15 protein-coding genes are annotated in these 15,308 nt (G+C 49.1%); 4 read left to right on the forward strand and 11 right to left on the reverse strand.

Translation table 11 applies throughout. The features are described 5' to 3' along the window. The first annotated feature begins 104 nt into the window (after positions 1 to 104). Positions 105 to 1,280 (forward strand): ABC transporter permease, encoded by a 1,176-nt coding sequence (locus tag NBH07_RS00195; protein ID WP_009017785.1) that lies wholly within the window; start codon positions 105 to 107, stop codon positions 1,278 to 1,280. Beyond that, positions 1,264 to 2,472, forward strand: a complete 1,209-nt coding sequence (locus NBH07_RS00200) for an ABC transporter permease (RefSeq protein ID WP_005855888.1) — start codon at positions 1,264 to 1,266, stop codon at positions 2,470 to 2,472. The genes NBH07_RS00195 and NBH07_RS00200 overlap by 17 nt, the downstream gene beginning before the upstream one ends. On the opposite strand, the gene NBH07_RS00205 is transcribed toward NBH07_RS00200, so the two are convergent. After that, entirely contained in the window at positions 2,464 to 3,189 is a 726-nt protein-coding gene (locus tag NBH07_RS00205; RefSeq protein ID WP_022191785.1) for an MBL fold metallo-hydrolase, read from the reverse strand. The genes NBH07_RS00200 and NBH07_RS00205 overlap by 9 nt on opposite strands. Before the next feature lie 125 nt (positions 3,190 to 3,314). On the opposite strand from NBH07_RS00205, the gene NBH07_RS00210 reads away from it, so the two are divergent. Then, a complete protein-coding gene (locus NBH07_RS00210; RefSeq protein WP_156682647.1) occupies positions 3,315 to 5,042 on the forward strand; it encodes a tetratricopeptide repeat-containing S1 family peptidase in 1,728 nt (575 codons plus the stop codon). Between the two features lie 74 nt (positions 5,043 to 5,116). On the opposite strand, the gene NBH07_RS00215 is transcribed toward NBH07_RS00210, so the two are convergent. From NBH07_RS00215 to NBH07_RS00225, 3 genes are all read right to left on the reverse strand, one after another. Further along, entirely contained in the window at positions 5,117 to 5,827 is a 711-nt protein-coding gene (locus NBH07_RS00215) for a phosphatase (protein ID WP_008780305.1), read from the reverse strand. Next, on the reverse strand, positions 5,824 to 7,443 hold the full coding sequence (gene abc-f / locus NBH07_RS00220) for a ribosomal protection-like ABC-F family protein (protein ID WP_156682646.1): 1,620 nt from the start codon (positions 7,441 to 7,443) through the stop codon (positions 5,824 to 5,826). Before abc-f ends, NBH07_RS00215 begins: the two co-directional genes overlap by 4 nt. 300 nt (positions 7,444 to 7,743) lie before the next feature. Further along, positions 7,744 to 8,196, reverse strand: coding sequence for a copper resistance protein NlpE (locus NBH07_RS00225; protein ID WP_005855897.1), 453 nt, complete (start codon positions 8,194 to 8,196; stop codon positions 7,744 to 7,746). Positions 8,197 to 8,359: 163 nt separating this feature from the next. Between NBH07_RS00225 and NBH07_RS00230 the strand changes: the two genes are divergently transcribed. Then, entirely contained in the window at positions 8,360 to 8,536 is a 177-nt protein-coding gene (locus NBH07_RS00230; protein WP_005855899.1) for a DUF4250 domain-containing protein, read from the forward strand. A 137-nt stretch (positions 8,537 to 8,673) separates the two neighbouring features. Here NBH07_RS00230 and NBH07_RS00235 read toward each other — a convergent pair whose 3' ends face one another. The 7 genes from NBH07_RS00235 to NBH07_RS00265 all read right to left on the reverse strand — a co-directional run bounded on the left by NBH07_RS00235 (position 8,674) and on the right by NBH07_RS00265 (position 15,175). Beyond that, positions 8,674 to 9,534: a nitroreductase family protein gene (locus NBH07_RS00235; protein ID WP_005855901.1), complete on the reverse strand. Its 861-nt coding sequence runs from the start codon at positions 9,532 to 9,534 to the stop codon at positions 8,674 to 8,676. 94 nt (positions 9,535 to 9,628) lie between these two features. Next, complete coding sequence (locus tag NBH07_RS00240) at positions 9,629 to 10,630, reverse strand: GGGtGRT protein (protein ID WP_005855903.1); 1,002 nt, start codon at positions 10,628 to 10,630, stop codon at positions 9,629 to 9,631. A gap of 9 nt (positions 10,631 to 10,639) precedes the next feature. Continuing rightward, complete coding sequence (locus tag NBH07_RS00245) at positions 10,640 to 10,831, reverse strand: hypothetical protein (RefSeq protein ID WP_005855905.1); 192 nt, start codon at positions 10,829 to 10,831, stop codon at positions 10,640 to 10,642. Continuing rightward, a complete protein-coding gene (locus tag NBH07_RS00250) occupies positions 10,824 to 11,516 on the reverse strand; it encodes an iron-sulfur cluster assembly scaffold protein (protein ID WP_005855907.1) in 693 nt (230 codons plus the stop codon). The genes NBH07_RS00245 and NBH07_RS00250 overlap by 8 nt, the downstream gene beginning before the upstream one ends. Before the next feature lie 124 nt (positions 11,517 to 11,640). After that, a complete protein-coding gene (locus NBH07_RS00255; RefSeq protein ID WP_039848680.1) occupies positions 11,641 to 13,596 on the reverse strand; it encodes an alkyl/aryl-sulfatase in 1,956 nt (651 codons plus the stop codon). Beyond that, complete coding sequence (locus NBH07_RS00260; protein WP_005855911.1) at positions 13,586 to 14,032, reverse strand: OsmC family protein; 447 nt, start codon at positions 14,030 to 14,032, stop codon at positions 13,586 to 13,588. The genes NBH07_RS00255 and NBH07_RS00260 overlap by 11 nt, the downstream gene beginning before the upstream one ends. Positions 14,033 to 14,050: 18 nt before the next feature. After that, the gene (locus tag NBH07_RS00265; protein ID WP_009017794.1) at positions 14,051 to 15,175 is read right to left on the reverse strand and encodes a redoxin domain-containing protein; all 1,125 of its coding nucleotides are present in this window, start codon (positions 15,173 to 15,175) and stop codon (positions 14,051 to 14,053) included. Between the last annotated feature and the right edge of the window lie 133 nt (positions 15,176 to 15,308).

Here is a 15,308-nt window from a genome sequence, read left to right on the forward strand (position 1 = left end):
GGGCGTGCCCCGTCTCATCCCCTCGAAATAGTATTTAAAGTTACTGTCGGACGGTGGGAGACGGGGCACGCCCCGTCTCTACAACTAAATAATTTATTGTCGCTATGCTAAAGAAGAGTCCTTTCTATATGGTTTTACGTCGGGAACTGGATCGCATGGTTTCCCGGAGGCTATACTTCGGGGTGTGTATCGTGTTGCCTTTGTTCTGTATATTCTTCATGTCTACGATTTTCGGAAGCGGGCAGATGGAGAACATACCGATAGCGGTAGTGGACCAAGACAACACCTCCATGTCCCGGGAGATCATCCGGCAGGTAGAGGCGGTACCGACTTTCCGGGTAACCCGGCATTATACGGACCAAGAGACCGCTCGCCGTGCTACCCAAGCAAAAGAAATCTACGGTTATCTAGTGATCCCCAATCAGTTTGAGGCGGATGCCACGGCGGGGCGTGACGCTACTTTATCGTATTATTACCACTATGCCTTGTTGAGCGTGGGCGGTGAGGTACGTGGGGCCTTCGAGACCCTGCTGCGTACGCTTTCCCTCGCCCCGGTGGTTGTGCAAGCTACGGCGATGGGGCTGGGGGAGAATCAGATAACCACCTTCCTATTACCGGTACGATCCAGTAGCCACCCGCTGTTCAACCCGGATCTGGATTATTCCGTTTATCTGAGCAATCCTTTTTTCTTTGTCTTTTTCCAAGTGATCATTTTGCTGGTTACGGTGTACGCTATCGGTAGCGAGATCAAGTTCCGGACAGGCGATGAATGGCTGGAGGCGGCACGGATGAATATGTTCGTGGCGGTGGTGGGCAAACTGCTCCCTTATACGATTATCTTTTGTATCATGAGCGTCTTCGCTAACTACATCATGTTCGGGGTCATGCATATTCCTTTCGCTTGCGGTTTCTGGCCGTTGAACTTGACGGCGATCTTATTCGTGGTCGCTACGCAAGCGTTGGCGGTATTCCTGTTCTCGTTGTTTCCCGCTATAGCGATCGTGATTAGCGTGGTGTCGATGGTCGGTTCGCTGGGGGCTACTTTATGCGGCGTTACTTTCCCGGTCGATTCCATGTACGCTCCCGTACATTACGCCTCGTACCTGTTTCCGGTACGGCATTTCGTGGAGATCAACCAGAACTTATTGTATGGCGATTACGGATTCCCTTATACATGGGTAAACGTAAGTTCGTTGTTTGCGTTTATGTTATTGGCATTGGTGCTGTTGCCACATTTGAAAACCGCTATTTTAAGTCATAAATATGAGAACATCCGATAATATGAAAGGAACCTTGGCGGATATCGCTTCCTTGGTCAAGGACGAGTTTAAGACGATCTCCACGAGCTATGCTATCTTGCTCGTCTTGGTAGGAGGTATATTTCTCTATGGCCTGCTGTATAATTATATGTATGCCCCGGATCTGGTGCGTAACGCCCCGGTAGTAGTCGTCGATGACTCAAAGACCGACTTGAGCCGGGAGTACATCCGTTTGCTGAACGCCACTCCGCAAGTCTCGGTAATCGCCGATGGTTTGGATTACGCTGAGGCGCAGGAGTGGATGAAGGAGGGGGATGCCGTAGGTATCTTGTATCTTCCCTCTGATTTCGAGACCCGGGTGGCACGAGGGAATGAATCCCTGTTTATCATGTACCAGACGACAAGCGCCTTCCTATATTATATGGCGATGCAGGAGGCGTCCAGCGGTGCCATGTTGGCGTTGAACGATCGGTATCGTCCGGAGATGTTGGTGTTCTTGCCCCAGCAAGACGCTTCCAAGATCGTTTCGGCGCAACCCATATCAGTGGTCGGGACGGCGTTGTATAATTTTACGGAAGGATATGGAACCTATTTGATCCCGGCGGTATTGATCGTCATTATGTTCCAGACCTTGTTGATGGTGATCGGTATGATAAGCGGGGAAGAGCGGGATTCGGGTACCATCGTTCGTTTCGCCTCCGAGGGATTATCCTTTGGCCGGATCGCTAGGGTGATAATCAGCAAGACCTTTGTGTATTGCGTATTGTATACGATTTTCGCTTTGTTCTTGTTGGGCTTGATACCGCTATTGTTTGGCCTGCCGGATATCGGTAATTATCTGAACACCTTGATCCTGCTGATACCTTTCTTGCTGGCTACCAGCTTCTTTGGGCTGGCCGCCTCTTATTTCTTTACGGACTCGGAGGCTCCGTTATTGATGATCGCTTTCTTCTCGGTAGGCTTGATCTTCCTTTCCGGAGTCTCTTATCCCTTGGAATTGATGCCTTGGTATTGGCAAATGGCCCATTATATCATTCCGGCGGCTCCCGCTACGCTGGCCTATGTACAGCTCAACTCGATGGGAGCGTCGATTGAGCAAGTCGGTGTGGAGTACGTGACGTTGTGGGTGCAATGCGTCGTTTATTTCCTCTTGGCTTGCTGGGTGTACCGGCGGAATATCTTAAAGGCGAGCCGTGCCTTGTCGTCATTGTAGCTCCCGTATCCTCACGTCGATGCCGCTACCTTTCAAGGCATCTTTCAACTCGCCGATCTTCGTATCCCCGTAATGGTAAGGGTATAGGATTTTAGGCGAGAACATCTTGGCCGCTTTCGCCGCTTGCGGGACGGTCATGGTATAAGGCTGGTTGACGGGAAGGAAAGCGATATCGATGTCTTTCAGGTCTTTCATCTCCGGGATGTCTTCCGTATCGCCGGCTATATAGACTCTTAGTCCGTCGAACGTGAGGATATAGCCATTATCCCGGTGGCGGGGATGATATTTATCCCGGCCGGGCGTGGTGTTATAGGCGGGGACGGCCTCTATCTTCATATAGCTGATGGAGGTATCCGTATCGCCGTTTTTTAGGACCTTCCCTTTTCCCAGCTTCTTTTGGCTGTTCTCGTTGGCGATGATTTCCGTACCGCTTTTCTCGACGGCTTGTATCGCTTTCGGGTCCAGATGGTCGCCATGCTCGTGGGTAATCAAGATGATATCGGCTTTCGGGAAAGTCGTATAATCGGCGTATTCGGAGACAGGATCTACCTGTATCGAATGATTGTCGTACGTAAGCATCAGGCTGCCGTGCTTGATGAACGTGATGATCAGTTCTTTTCCGCTCTTGGTCTTGAAAGAATCCGAGGCGAAGTTACTAGCGGAGGCTAAGCTCGCCATGAATAAACTACACATAAGCATACATGATTTTAGTCTCATAATCTTGCGGTTTTTTATAAGTGTTTCCGCGAATATACTCATAATAGATTAATTCCCTAATTTGTTCGCCTATCCGGTATAAATATTTACATTTGCGACGTATATTCTGATAACATGAAAACGAAATGAGAAGAATTGTTCTGTTGATTACGATTTGTTGCCAAGTATTTTGGGTGGCGGCGCAAAAGAAAGCGCCCAAATGGATGGATAAGCAACGAAAGGCGGTGGTTACCGTTACTACTTATGGAAAAGATAACCAGAAGAAAGCGTCCGGTACGGGATTTTTCATTACCGAGACCGGTGAGGCGTTGTCCGGCTATTCCTTGTTTAAGGACGCGGCGAGGGCGACCGTGACCGACGCCGACGGAAAAGAATATCCGGTAAGCCGCATCTTGGGGGCTGATGAATTATATGACGTGATCAAGTTCAAGGTAGAGGTTCCGAAGAAAGCTGTGTTCTTGCCGATCGCCCGTGAGCCGATCTCGCAAGGAGTTATCGCTTATCTGATGCCTTACTCGACCGGTAAGATCACGAAGTTCGGGGAAGGACCGGTCTCGGAGGTCAGTAAGTTGAAGGAGCCGTTCAGCTATTATAAATTGTCGATGGCGCTGGAGAGCGGGCAGGTAAACGCTCCTGTATTGACGGCGGACGGCGAGGTGTTCGGCTTGGCGCAGGAAGATGCGTCGGGGAAGAAAGAAGATTCCTATGCGGTCTCGGCGGGATACGCGAATAGCCTGACGATCCAGTCGGCGGACGCCTTTAATTCCACCTATAGCCGGATTGGTATCCGGAAGGCGTGGCCGTCGGACGTGAGCCAAGCGCAGGTTTCCTTATATCTGATGGCAAGCTCGCAAGACCCAAAGACGTATCTGGCTACCTTGAATGATTTCATCGCCACTTTCCCGGATTCTCCCGACGGGTATTTGAACCGTGCCAATCATTACGCTTACCACCGTGCGGATCTGGCTCCTACGGAGGCCGAGCAGGGGGCTTATCTGGATAAGGCGTTGGAAGATATAAACACGGCTTCCCGCTTCAGCGAGCGGAAAGGGGATATCTGGTTCAACCGAGCCAAGCTGATCTACGGCGTGGCCGCCGCGGATACGACCTTGAATAAGGAGCAGTGGACCGTCGATGCCGCTACCGAGGCGATACAAAAGGCGATCGGGGAGGAGGACTTGCCGGTCTATCGCCAATTGGAAGGGGACATCCATTTTTATAAAGGAGATTTCGAGCAGGCGTTCGCTGATTATATGAAGGTGAACGATAGCGATATGGCTTCCTCTACCTCTTGGTATTGGGCGGCGAAGGCGAAGGCGAATATCCGTGGCGCTAACTTCGGGGATATCATCGCCTTGCTGGATAGCGCCATCGCCAAATGCGGGAACCCGCTAACGAACGAGGCCGCTCCCTATATCTTGGAACGGGTGGATCTCCGCTTGAAACTGATGCAATACAAGGAGGCCGTGGACGATTATGATTTATACTACGATCTCTTGAAAGGACAGGTTGGCGACCGCTTCTTCTATTACCGCGAGCAAGCGAAGTTCCGCATGAGCGATTTCCCCGGAGCCTTGGCCGATATCCAATCCGCGATCCGCTTGAATCCGGGCGACCCGACTTATCCGGCGGAGGAAGCGTCCGTATATATTCGTATGGAAAACTATGATCAGGCGTTGAGGAGCTTAGAGAATGCCTTGCGGATCGCTCCGGATTTCGCCTCTTGCTATCGTTTGCGAGGCATCTGCTACGTCCGTCAGGGTAAGAAGGCGGAAGCGTGCGAGGCTTTCAACAAGGCGAAGGAGTTGGGTGATCCTGTCGTGGACAAATTAATAAAGGAACATTGTAAGTAAAGATGCACCCGGGCGGGTACGTACGTGTATCTGCCCGGCTACAGGAATGTATCTGCCCGGATGTAAGGCACCGCTTATCTCCCTATGAACTTCTTGAACGCCTCTACCTTGTCGTTCAATATCAATTCCTCCGGAAATCGTGTCTCTTGCAATAACTCGTAGATATGATCGTACCGGGCTATATCGAAAGATATATGCGCGTCGCTACCTAAAATCACAGGAACCTCGTATTTCTTGCATAGGCGCAAGATCGTGAGGTTATTATCTCTGGCGGTGAGTTTCTTGCGGACCGGGTTGAGAGAGCTGTTGTTGATCTCCAGCAACGTGTGATGCTCTTTGGACGCTAATACGATAGGTTCGAAATCCACCTCGGCCGTACCGTCTCCCGGGTGACTGATGATGTGGACATGCGGGTTGCGGATCGCCCCGATCATCGCCTCCGTATTCTGCTCGACCGTTCCCGGTTTGTAGCAAAGCGAGTGGATGCCTGCTATCCGGATATCCAGCATCGGGAAGTACTCCTCGCCCATATCGATCGTACCCTTATAGTCGATGATGTTCAATTCCGCTCCGAGCAATAACTCGACACCGTATATCCGGCGGGGAACCACATGTAGGTTGCGGAAGTAAATCGGGGAGCATGTCCCCGGTATGCCGGGGGCATGCTCTGTTATACCTAGTAACTTCAATCCTTTCTCGGAGGCGGCCACTGCCATTTCTTGCAGGGTGCTAAAGGCATGCCCACTGGCTACCGTATGGGTATGCACGTCAAGTAACGTCTTCATAAATTCGTCTTTAACCTACCCGCGAAGGTAGTTATTATTTGGTGGATACCCAATTCCCGGATAAAATAAGCGTCGTGCGAGATCAGCAAGATCGTGCCCCTGTACGCACGGACCATGGAGGTGATAATCTCGATGCTTTGGATGTCGAGATTATTGGTCGGCTCATCTAGGATAAACAGGTCCGGAGTCTGGTTACTGATCATCAAGCAACAGAATGCCAACCTCATTTTCTCGCCTCCGCTCAGCTTCCCGCAGCTCTTCTCCCACGTGTCGTGCGGGAAGAGGAAACGGTTTAGCAATGTCTTGATCTCGTGCTCTTGGAAATGACGCTCGTTGAAGGCTTGCGCTTGCTCGTACACCGTCCGGTCGTTCCGGACGATCGAGTATTCTTGGTCGATATAGATAGAGGAGAAATCCGCACGGATCAAGGAACCGCTACGAGGCGGTAACTGGCCGGTAATCAACTTCAGCAAAGTCGTCTTGCCGGAACCGTTATCGCCTTGTATCAGCCACCGTTCCCCACTCTTGATCTGGAAGCTCATCGGGGAGGGCCATAGATCGCCGGCCTCGGCGTAACCGAAATTGATCTCCTTGGCGGTAACCAATATCTTGCCTTCGTGTAAGCCGGATGCGCTGAAATCCAGTTTCATGCCTTGAAGGTCGGGTAGGGAGGAGCGCATTCGCTTTAGCTCGTTGGCTAGGTTCTCCATCTTGTCCTCGTGAACCTCTTTTAGTTTGGAGGCGCTTTTCTCGGCGTTCTCCTTCAATCCGCCCATCATGATCCGGGGGATTCCTTTCCGGACGCTTTGCTTCTCTCCCCGGGATTCATGCTTTTGTTTTCGCTCGGCTACCTCACGGGCGGTTTTCCTGACCCTGCGAAGCTCTTTCTCCTTCGCTTCCAGTTTCTCTTGCATGGAAGCCTGTTCCTGTTCTTTTTGTTCCTTGTAGAAATCATAATTACCCCCGTAAAGGGTGATCCCCCCGACGGATAATTCCGCTATGGAAGCTAATAGGTTCAATAAGGTACGATCGTGGCTGACGACCAACAAGGTGATACGGCAAGACGTGATGAAATCGTATAACTTCTCCCGGCTACGCCTATCCAGATGGTTGGTCGGCTCATCCAATAGTAGGATCGAGGGTTGGTGGATCTCGATTCCGGAGAGGAAAACCTTGGTTTTCTCGCCGCCACTTAATGTGCGCATCGGTTGGGAGAGGAGGATATGCTCCAAACCCCAAGCGTGCAGGGCGGCGAGGCTCCGTTCCTCGATCGTCCAGTCATCCGCCAGCGTATTGAAATTAGAGAGGGAGGCGTCGCCCTCGGTAATCGCCCGCAAGGCTTCTAGTTTGCCGTCGATACGTAGGGCCTGGGCCACCGTCAGGTTATCATATTGCCCGAAATGCTGGGGTACGTAATAGGGTGGGGTCGGATAGATAATCTCCCCTTCCTGCGCTTGCAAGGTTCCAGCCAAGATACGGAGGAAGGTGGATTTTCCCGATCCGTTGTTCCCGACTAAGGCTACCTTTTGCCCCTTGTTGATCGTTAAGTCGATCCCCTTGAATAAGACTTGATTGTCCGGATGTATATACGTGATTTTTTGCGCTACGATACTCATAGTGTGAACTGATTTAAAATGTGAGATACTAAAATGGATAAGAAATACCGATGATGATCGGTTTCACGATAGCCTCGAATCTGTCGTCACGAAATTAGCCCTATACGGATAGAGGGCTTTCCGGATGGAAAGAACGACATCTTGAGATAAATTAAGCGGCTATTCTCATTGGAGTAATTATATAGTTATATAGGGACGCAAAGGTAGGAATAGTTTTGGGTTTAGGCAAATGAGTATATACTTTCATGTACAAAAGGGTATGCTTTTGCCCTTGAAAGTATATACTTATGGGGATAAAGCCTAGAATTTCTTTGTTTGCTTAAGGATATAGAACTTGGCTAAGTCGCCCGTGACGGGTTGCTTCTGCTGGTCCAGCATTTTCAGTTGGCCTTCCTCTACCTTATAATACGTGATGTCTCCCCCTTCTTGTCTCGCCGTCAAGACGTTACCATCCAGCGTGTAAGTTCCCTTATCATTAAAAATACCGTCTTTCTCGTCAATATATTCGGAGCGGAGGGTAAAGGTTTTATCCTTGTTCAATGTCAAGGTCGTTTTAATACCCGGCGAGCTGGCGGCTGGTAATGTCCCTTCGTAAACACCCCAGTAATCCAAGGAAGTCTCTGCGTTGTGCATATCCGGTACTTGGGCGGTTTCCTGCTTGTTCTTGTCTGTTTGCGTGGCGTCTGCCTTTGGGTTGCCGCTACAGCTGAATAGGGCTGCGGCTACCGCTACTACTAATACATATTTTTTCATGTCATTCAATTGAATTATAAGTTCTCGTTATTTAAAACCAGTTTGTAGGTTGTTTTGTTGCGAACCGATATTCAAATAATAAGGATCGTGTCTGGGTTCCATCTGGCGAAAAAGCATTATCTTTGTGTTGTAAAACATAGATAACATTTTTATTCGTAAGATTATGTCATTACCAAACGATCCGATGATGCTATTCAGCTTCATCAATATGAAACTTCGTGACAATTATTCTTCCCTCGACGATTTATGCGAGGATTTGCAAGTGAACAAGAAATCCCTTCTTACAAAGCTTAAAGACGCTGGTTTTGAATACAGCCCGGAGCATAATAAGTTCTGGTGATCGGGAGTGATCCTAGCCCGGTAAACCTATGAGATTCGAACCATAAGTCAATGACTTACGTATCGTAATCCATTGACTTACGATGCGTAATCCAATGGATCGCATACCCCGGTCGACAAGGTTGTCTCCATCAAGTCTCACTCGATATAGTTCTTGACGATCTCTTTCCGGTCCGTGTACTTCGGATACTTAAAAGCCGGTATGCCGAGCGCCATGATCGCTTGTATCTTGCCGTCGATCCCTAGCGTCTTGGCGAGCGTATCTTTTCCTTCGTGCCGGATGGCGGTGAGCACAAAGCCCATATAGATCTGGCTTACCCCAAGCGATTGCGCCATCAAGGAGGCGTTTTGATAAGCGAGGTTAGCGTCCTCACTTCCGAATCGGTTGGACTTCGGTGTATGGATCAGTAGCAGGGCGGTGGCTTTCCGGAGAATCGGATCTTTACCCGCCTTGTGTTCCTCTTTCAACCGATTGAATACCGGTACGTATTTATAGACATCCTTCATAAACGGCTTGACCACACATTTCACGACGGGATTCAATAATAGCTTCGCCAAGGAGTCGAACACACCTATCGTATAATCGCTCACCTGCCGTAGCTTTTGCGGATCGGTGACGACGGTAAACGAAAGGCTTTGGGAGTTTGTAGCCGTCGGCGCAGAATGAGCGGCCTCCACGATCTTGTCCAGCATCTCCTTGGGTACGGGCCTCGAGGTCAATGTCCGGTTGGAACGGCGTGACTTGATCAGCAACATCACCTGCTCCGGCGTAGGCATTTGGCTGTAATCGATCGTATGCGTTTTCTCCGGCGGGAATTCGCTGTGCGACACGGAACCCGTCGGACATACGTCCACGCAATGCCCGCAGACGATGCAGCTTTCCACACGTACCAGCCCGATCGTCTCTCCGGCCCTTTCTTGCGTGAATATATCCGAAGGGCATACCCGTACGCATTTCCCGCATTTGATACAACTCTCTTGGTCTATGTTTAGTGTCATCCTTTTTCTCCTTTTGATAAGTAAAATAAAAACTCCTGCAACCATCAAGATCACAGGAGTCTATATATAAACAATTATTTTATTGTTTAGTTGATTACTTCTTCATAGCTTCCTCGATAGCAACCGCTACAGCAACCGTAGCACCTACCATCGGGTTGTTACCCATACCCAAGAAGCCCATCATTTCTACGTGAGCAGGTACGGAAGAAGAACCGGCGAACTGAGCGTCACCGTGCATACGGCCCATCGTGTCGGTCATACCATAAGAAGCAGGACCAGCGGCCATGTTGTCCGGGTGCAAAGTACGGCCCGTACCACCACCAGAAGCAACAGAGAAATACGGGTGACCGTTCTCCATACATTCTTTCTTATAAGTACCGGCTACCGGGTGTTGGAAACGAGTCGGGTTCGTAGAGTTACCCGTGATAGATACGTCAACACCTTCCTTACGCATGATAGCCACACCCTCGCGAACGTCGTCAGCGCCGTAGCACTTAACTTTCGCACGAAGACCGTTAGAGTAAGCTTTCTCCTCGATAACGTTCACCTCACCTGTCATGTAGTCGAACTGAGTCTGTACATACGTGAAACCGTTGATACGAGAGATGATCTTAGCGGCATCCTTACCTAAACCGTTCAAGATAACACGCAAAGGCTCTTTACGAACCTTGTTTGCCATCTCGGCGATCTTGATAGCACCCTCAGCTGCGGCGAAAGACTCGTGGCCAGCCAAGAAAGCGAAACACTTAGTCTCCTCGCGAAGCAAACGAGCGGCCAAGTTACCGTGGCCGATACCCACCTTACGGTCGTCAGCAACAGAACCAGCGATACAGAATGCCTGCAAACCGATACCGATAGCCTCGGCAGCCTCGGCAGCGTTCGTACAACCTTTCTTGATAGCGATAGCGGCACCTACTACGTAAGCCCAGCAAGCGTTCTCGAAACAAATCGGTTGAGTTTCCTTACACATTGTATAAGGGTCGATACCCTTAGCATCGCAGATAGCCTTTGCGTCTTCGATACCGTTGATACCATATTCGTTTAATACCGCGTTGATATGATCAATACGACGGTCATAACTTTCAAATAAAGCCATATTATTTTTTTACTTTTTAAAATTCTTATTTACTAGGAATAAAGATATCAGAAAGTTGAAAACCAATACACCGCCACAACAAGCCACGTAAAACGCCAACCACGGTTTCTCCGGCTTCATCACGAAATACGTGATAAGCGTAGCCACAGCCGTGATAACGCTCAGCCCGATGAGGACACGTGTAAATGTTTTCTTATTCATTACGAGGATCGATATATTTTACAGCTTCTTTGAAACGACCGTAAGAGCCTTTCGCCTTTTCCAGTGCCTCGTTAGCGTCCATACCCTTCTTAACCATATCCATGAATTTACCCAAGTGGATGAATTCATAACCGATTACTTCGTCATCAGCGTCTAATGCCATGCGTGTGCAATATCCCTCGGCCATCTCCAAGTAGCGGGGACCTTTAGCCAATGTACCGAACATCGTACCCACTTGGCTACGCAAACCTTTACCAAGGTCTTCCAAGCCAGCGCCTACAGGCAGACCTCCCTCAGAGAAAGCGGACTGTGTACGACCGTAAACGATCTGCAAGAACAACTCGCGCATAGCGGTGTTGATAGCGTCACAAACAAGGTCTGTGTTCAATGCTTCCAAAAGGGTTTTACCCGGAAGGATCTCAGAAGCCATAGCCGCTGAGTGAGTCATACCGGAACAACCGATTGTCTCTACAAGAGCCTCTTGGATGATTCCTTCTTTAACGTTTAATGTCAGCTTACATCCACCTTGTTTCGGCGCGCACCAACCGATACCGTGAGTCAAACCAGAGATATCAGTGATCTGAGTTGCTCTAACCCACTTTCCTTCTTCAGGAATCGGAGCGCACTGGTGGTTAGCTCCCTTCTTTACAACACACATGTGTTGAACTTCATGTGAATAAATCATAATCGCTAATTTATTATATTAAAGTGTAATAAAACCTTATGCTAATTTTATAGTAATATCGCTTTCTCTAAAGATCGCACAAAGATAAATTTTTTAATCCAGCCATGCAAGAGGCGGGAAAGGTTTAAGGCTCGATGATATTAAAATAAGCGTCCGGAGCCTCAAAAGTGGAGAATAGCTCTTTTAGGCTTTCAAGTTTCCCGGTTACCGATAACTTATGGTTTTGCAGATTTGCCGCTATACTCTCCGGCTGCATGAGGCTTGCGTAGATGACTTGTTTGTCTCCTTCCAAAGTTACGGTAGGGGCCGGATGGAGCCGGCCGATGCGGTTCGATAAAGCGCCGTTCTTTAAGATCAAGGTGGCCTGTTCGTTTGTGTCGGTTAAGATAATATTTATTATTAAGTCTTTATCGGCCGCTTTTTCTCCATTTATTTGGATAGCGAGCAAATCGAATAGCATTTCGGGACTTAGGTTCTGGGACATACGTGCCCGGTTTGAGTTGGCCTTACCTTTACCAGCGATGCCTTCGGTCAGTTCCATAGCTCCGGTCAGGTAGAAATTACGCCACGGACCGCTTTCCGCTTGGTAGCCCAATTGAGCGTACGTGTCCGCAAGTAATTGGCGGGCGGGTTTATGCTTTGGATTAGCGAAAACGAGATGGTTCAGCAAAGTAGCCGTCCAACGGTATTCTCCTTGATTGTATGCCTCTCGTGCCTTTTTCATTATCTCGTCCTCTCCTCCGATAGCCTCTACGTATTTTTTACCTTCTTCTACCGGCGGGAGTGGGTTCAGATGGGCGGGGATGCCGTCGAACCAGCCGAAATACATTTGATATTGGGCTTTTACATTATGGCTAACGGTTCCATAATATCCCCGGTTGGCGAACTCGTTGGCGATAGAGCTTGGTAATTTAATCATCTCTGCTATTTCTCGAGGTGTATATCCTTGATTGGCGAGGTGAAGTGTCTGGTCGTGTAAGTAGCGATATAGATCCCGCTGCTTTTCCCAGTAAGCGACGATGTTCTTATTGCCCCAAGTCGGCCAATGGTGGGTAGAGAAGGATACCTCTACCTGATCGCCGCACTCCGTGATCGCCCGGTCGATATATTTGCTCCATAATTGGCCGTTCCGGACCTTCGCCCCTCGTAAGGTCAGCAGGTTGTGCAGGGTACGGTTGATTTCCTCGGCTACGCAGAAAGCTTTCATCCCAGGGAAGTACATCATGATTTCCGAGGGAGCCTCGGCGCCGGGTACGGACATGAATACGATCTCGACACCATCAATTCGTAAAGTCTCGCCCTCCTCGGATATCTCACGGGTAGGAGGGACCAAGCCCGTAGTTCCTGCCGCGGTAGTTTGTCCTAAACCAGTACCTATATTTCCTTTCTCATTTTTAGGTAGACTGCGGCCATACATATAGGTCGCTCTTCGCCCCATGGCTACACCCGCCATCAGGTTCTCGCTGACGGCATCTTCAAAGAAACCCTTGGGGCCAATGATCTCGATCGTTTCGGGCTTATTGGGGGCGTTCTCCAATATAGCGTCTATTCCCGCGAAATGGTCCACATGAGGATGCGTATAGATAACCGCCTTGACCGGAAGATCTTCTACATGTTTCTTCAGAAGATTATAACCTGCTAGGGCCGTCTCTTTCGAGAGCAATACATCTATGACGATCCAACCGTTATCGCTACGGATAAACGTCATATTCGCGAGGTCGAATCCTCGTATCTGGTATATTTTACCGGGTAATACCTCAAATAAGCCGTGTATGCGGTTGAGTTGCCCTTGTCGCCAAAGACTAGGGTTGGCGGATGCCGGAGCCTCTTGACGCAGGAAATCCCAGACAGTTAATCCATACACCTCTTTTCCTGTCTCGTCGATAATGGAAGGTTCGTCTATCGTGGCGATAAAGCCACGGGTAGCGTCTTCAAAATCTTGTTTGTTATCAAATGGGAGTGATTTCACCACTTGTTCGTTAGCCTCTTTCGTAAACATTGAAGGTTCCGTGTTTTGCGCATATACGAACAAGTGACTGGTAGAGATAAATAAAAGTAAGAACTGTTTTCTAATCTTCATGTTTTTGTGGTTTAAGCGGTTCGCCGTTCAGTAAGATATCGTAGGTAATCGGGCCTATCTTTTTCATCATAAGTCCTACGCCACAGTATTTTTCCTGTGAAAGGCGAATCGCTTTCTCTATTTTGGCGGCGTCCCCGATGTTCCCGTCGATATGGTATGTAGCGTGGAATGCGGTATATACCATCGGGATCGTATCCGAAGTCTCTGCGGTTACGTCGATAGAGATTTTGTCGAAACGTACTCTCATTTTAAGGAAAAGGGAGATTACGTCCATTGCGCTGCATCCGGCCAAGGCGACCAGCATTAAAGCCTTGGGACGGGGGCCTTCATTATTACCCCCGTTCTCGGCTGTTGTGTCGATCGTAACCTTATGGCCGTCCAGCAAGGTCTCGAAAGTCGAGTCCTTCGTCCAGTTTAACGTGATTTGGGCGGACATATCGTGTTATTGTTATTATTATTTCAATATTTCTTGAAGTTTAGCGTCGATCTCCTCGCCATGTAGGTTCTTGGCGATGATCGTTCCGTCCTTATCCACCAATACGGTGTGAGGGATGCTGTTTACCCCGTATAGTTGAGCACCGGAGTTTTTCCAGCCTTGCAAGTCGGAGAGTTGGGGCCATGTGATATTCAGGTCCTTTACGCCTTTCGCCCATGCGTCAGCCTTGCTATCCAAGGAGATACCGACGATCTCGAAACCTTTGTTCTTATATTTCTTGTAAGCGGCTACCAAATTCGGCATATCCCGGCGGCAAGGAGGGCACCAACTTGCCCAGAAATCGATCAATACGATGTTCTTGCCATTGCCTACGAACTCGGATAGCTTGTGCGTCTTACCGTTCGGGTCGGCCATCTCGAAGTCCACGAACTTCTTGCCTACGGCTACGGTTTTCAGTACATCTAGGTGAGCCATGAGCTTATCGATGTTCGGAACGGCCTTGAAAGCGGAGTCCGCCTTGGCGATGATCTCGTTCTGGGCCGCCTCGTCCAAGCTATAACGGAAATCGTATAATAACTTGGCGGCGGATTGCTTGGTCGTATTATTCAATATGTAAGTCTTGACGGCATCGGTTACCTTTTGGTCGATCTCGTCATATTTCTTCTCGGCGGCGCTTACGACTTCCTTATCCTCTGATTTCATGTCGGCGGAAAGCTTCTCCAGATTCGCACGCAAAGTCTTCATTTGTGCTTGCAGGGCTTTCAATCCGTCATTCTCCGGTGTTCCAGAAACGGCGGAAGCTGCCTCATCAAGAATAGCCTGTAATTTACCATTTTCCAATACGAATATGCTTGTGAAAGGGGCGTTCTCGCCGGAAGCGGCACGTTTGGGTTCCACGACATCCTCGGCGAAGGCAAGCTTGCGTAAGGCGGGGGCGTTCTGTGTTCCCTTGAACGTGAACGTGCCGTTCTGCACCAATGCGCTATCCATTGGGGCGGCGTCTTGTACGCCATATTCATACAGGTAAACGTATTTTCCGTTTAGATCGGTGTTCGCTACGGTACCGTTGATCTCGTAACCCGGTTTTTCGCTGCATGCGGCTAGGAGCAGGGCTGATGCGGCAAGAATAAGATACTTTTTCATTTTGTATTCGTGTATTAAGTAATGTATATGAGATATAAACTTCGCAAATATACGAAGTCTTTTGTGATAATCGGGCGCAAACCGATGAATAGTTTGCACCCGATTTGGATATATATAGATGATGTTAAAAGGG

Origin of the sequence: Parabacteroides sp. B2-S-102 (genome assembly GCF_023656665.1) — a bacterium.
GTDB lineage: Bacteria > Bacteroidota > Bacteroidia > Bacteroidales > Tannerellaceae > Parabacteroides > Parabacteroides distasonis.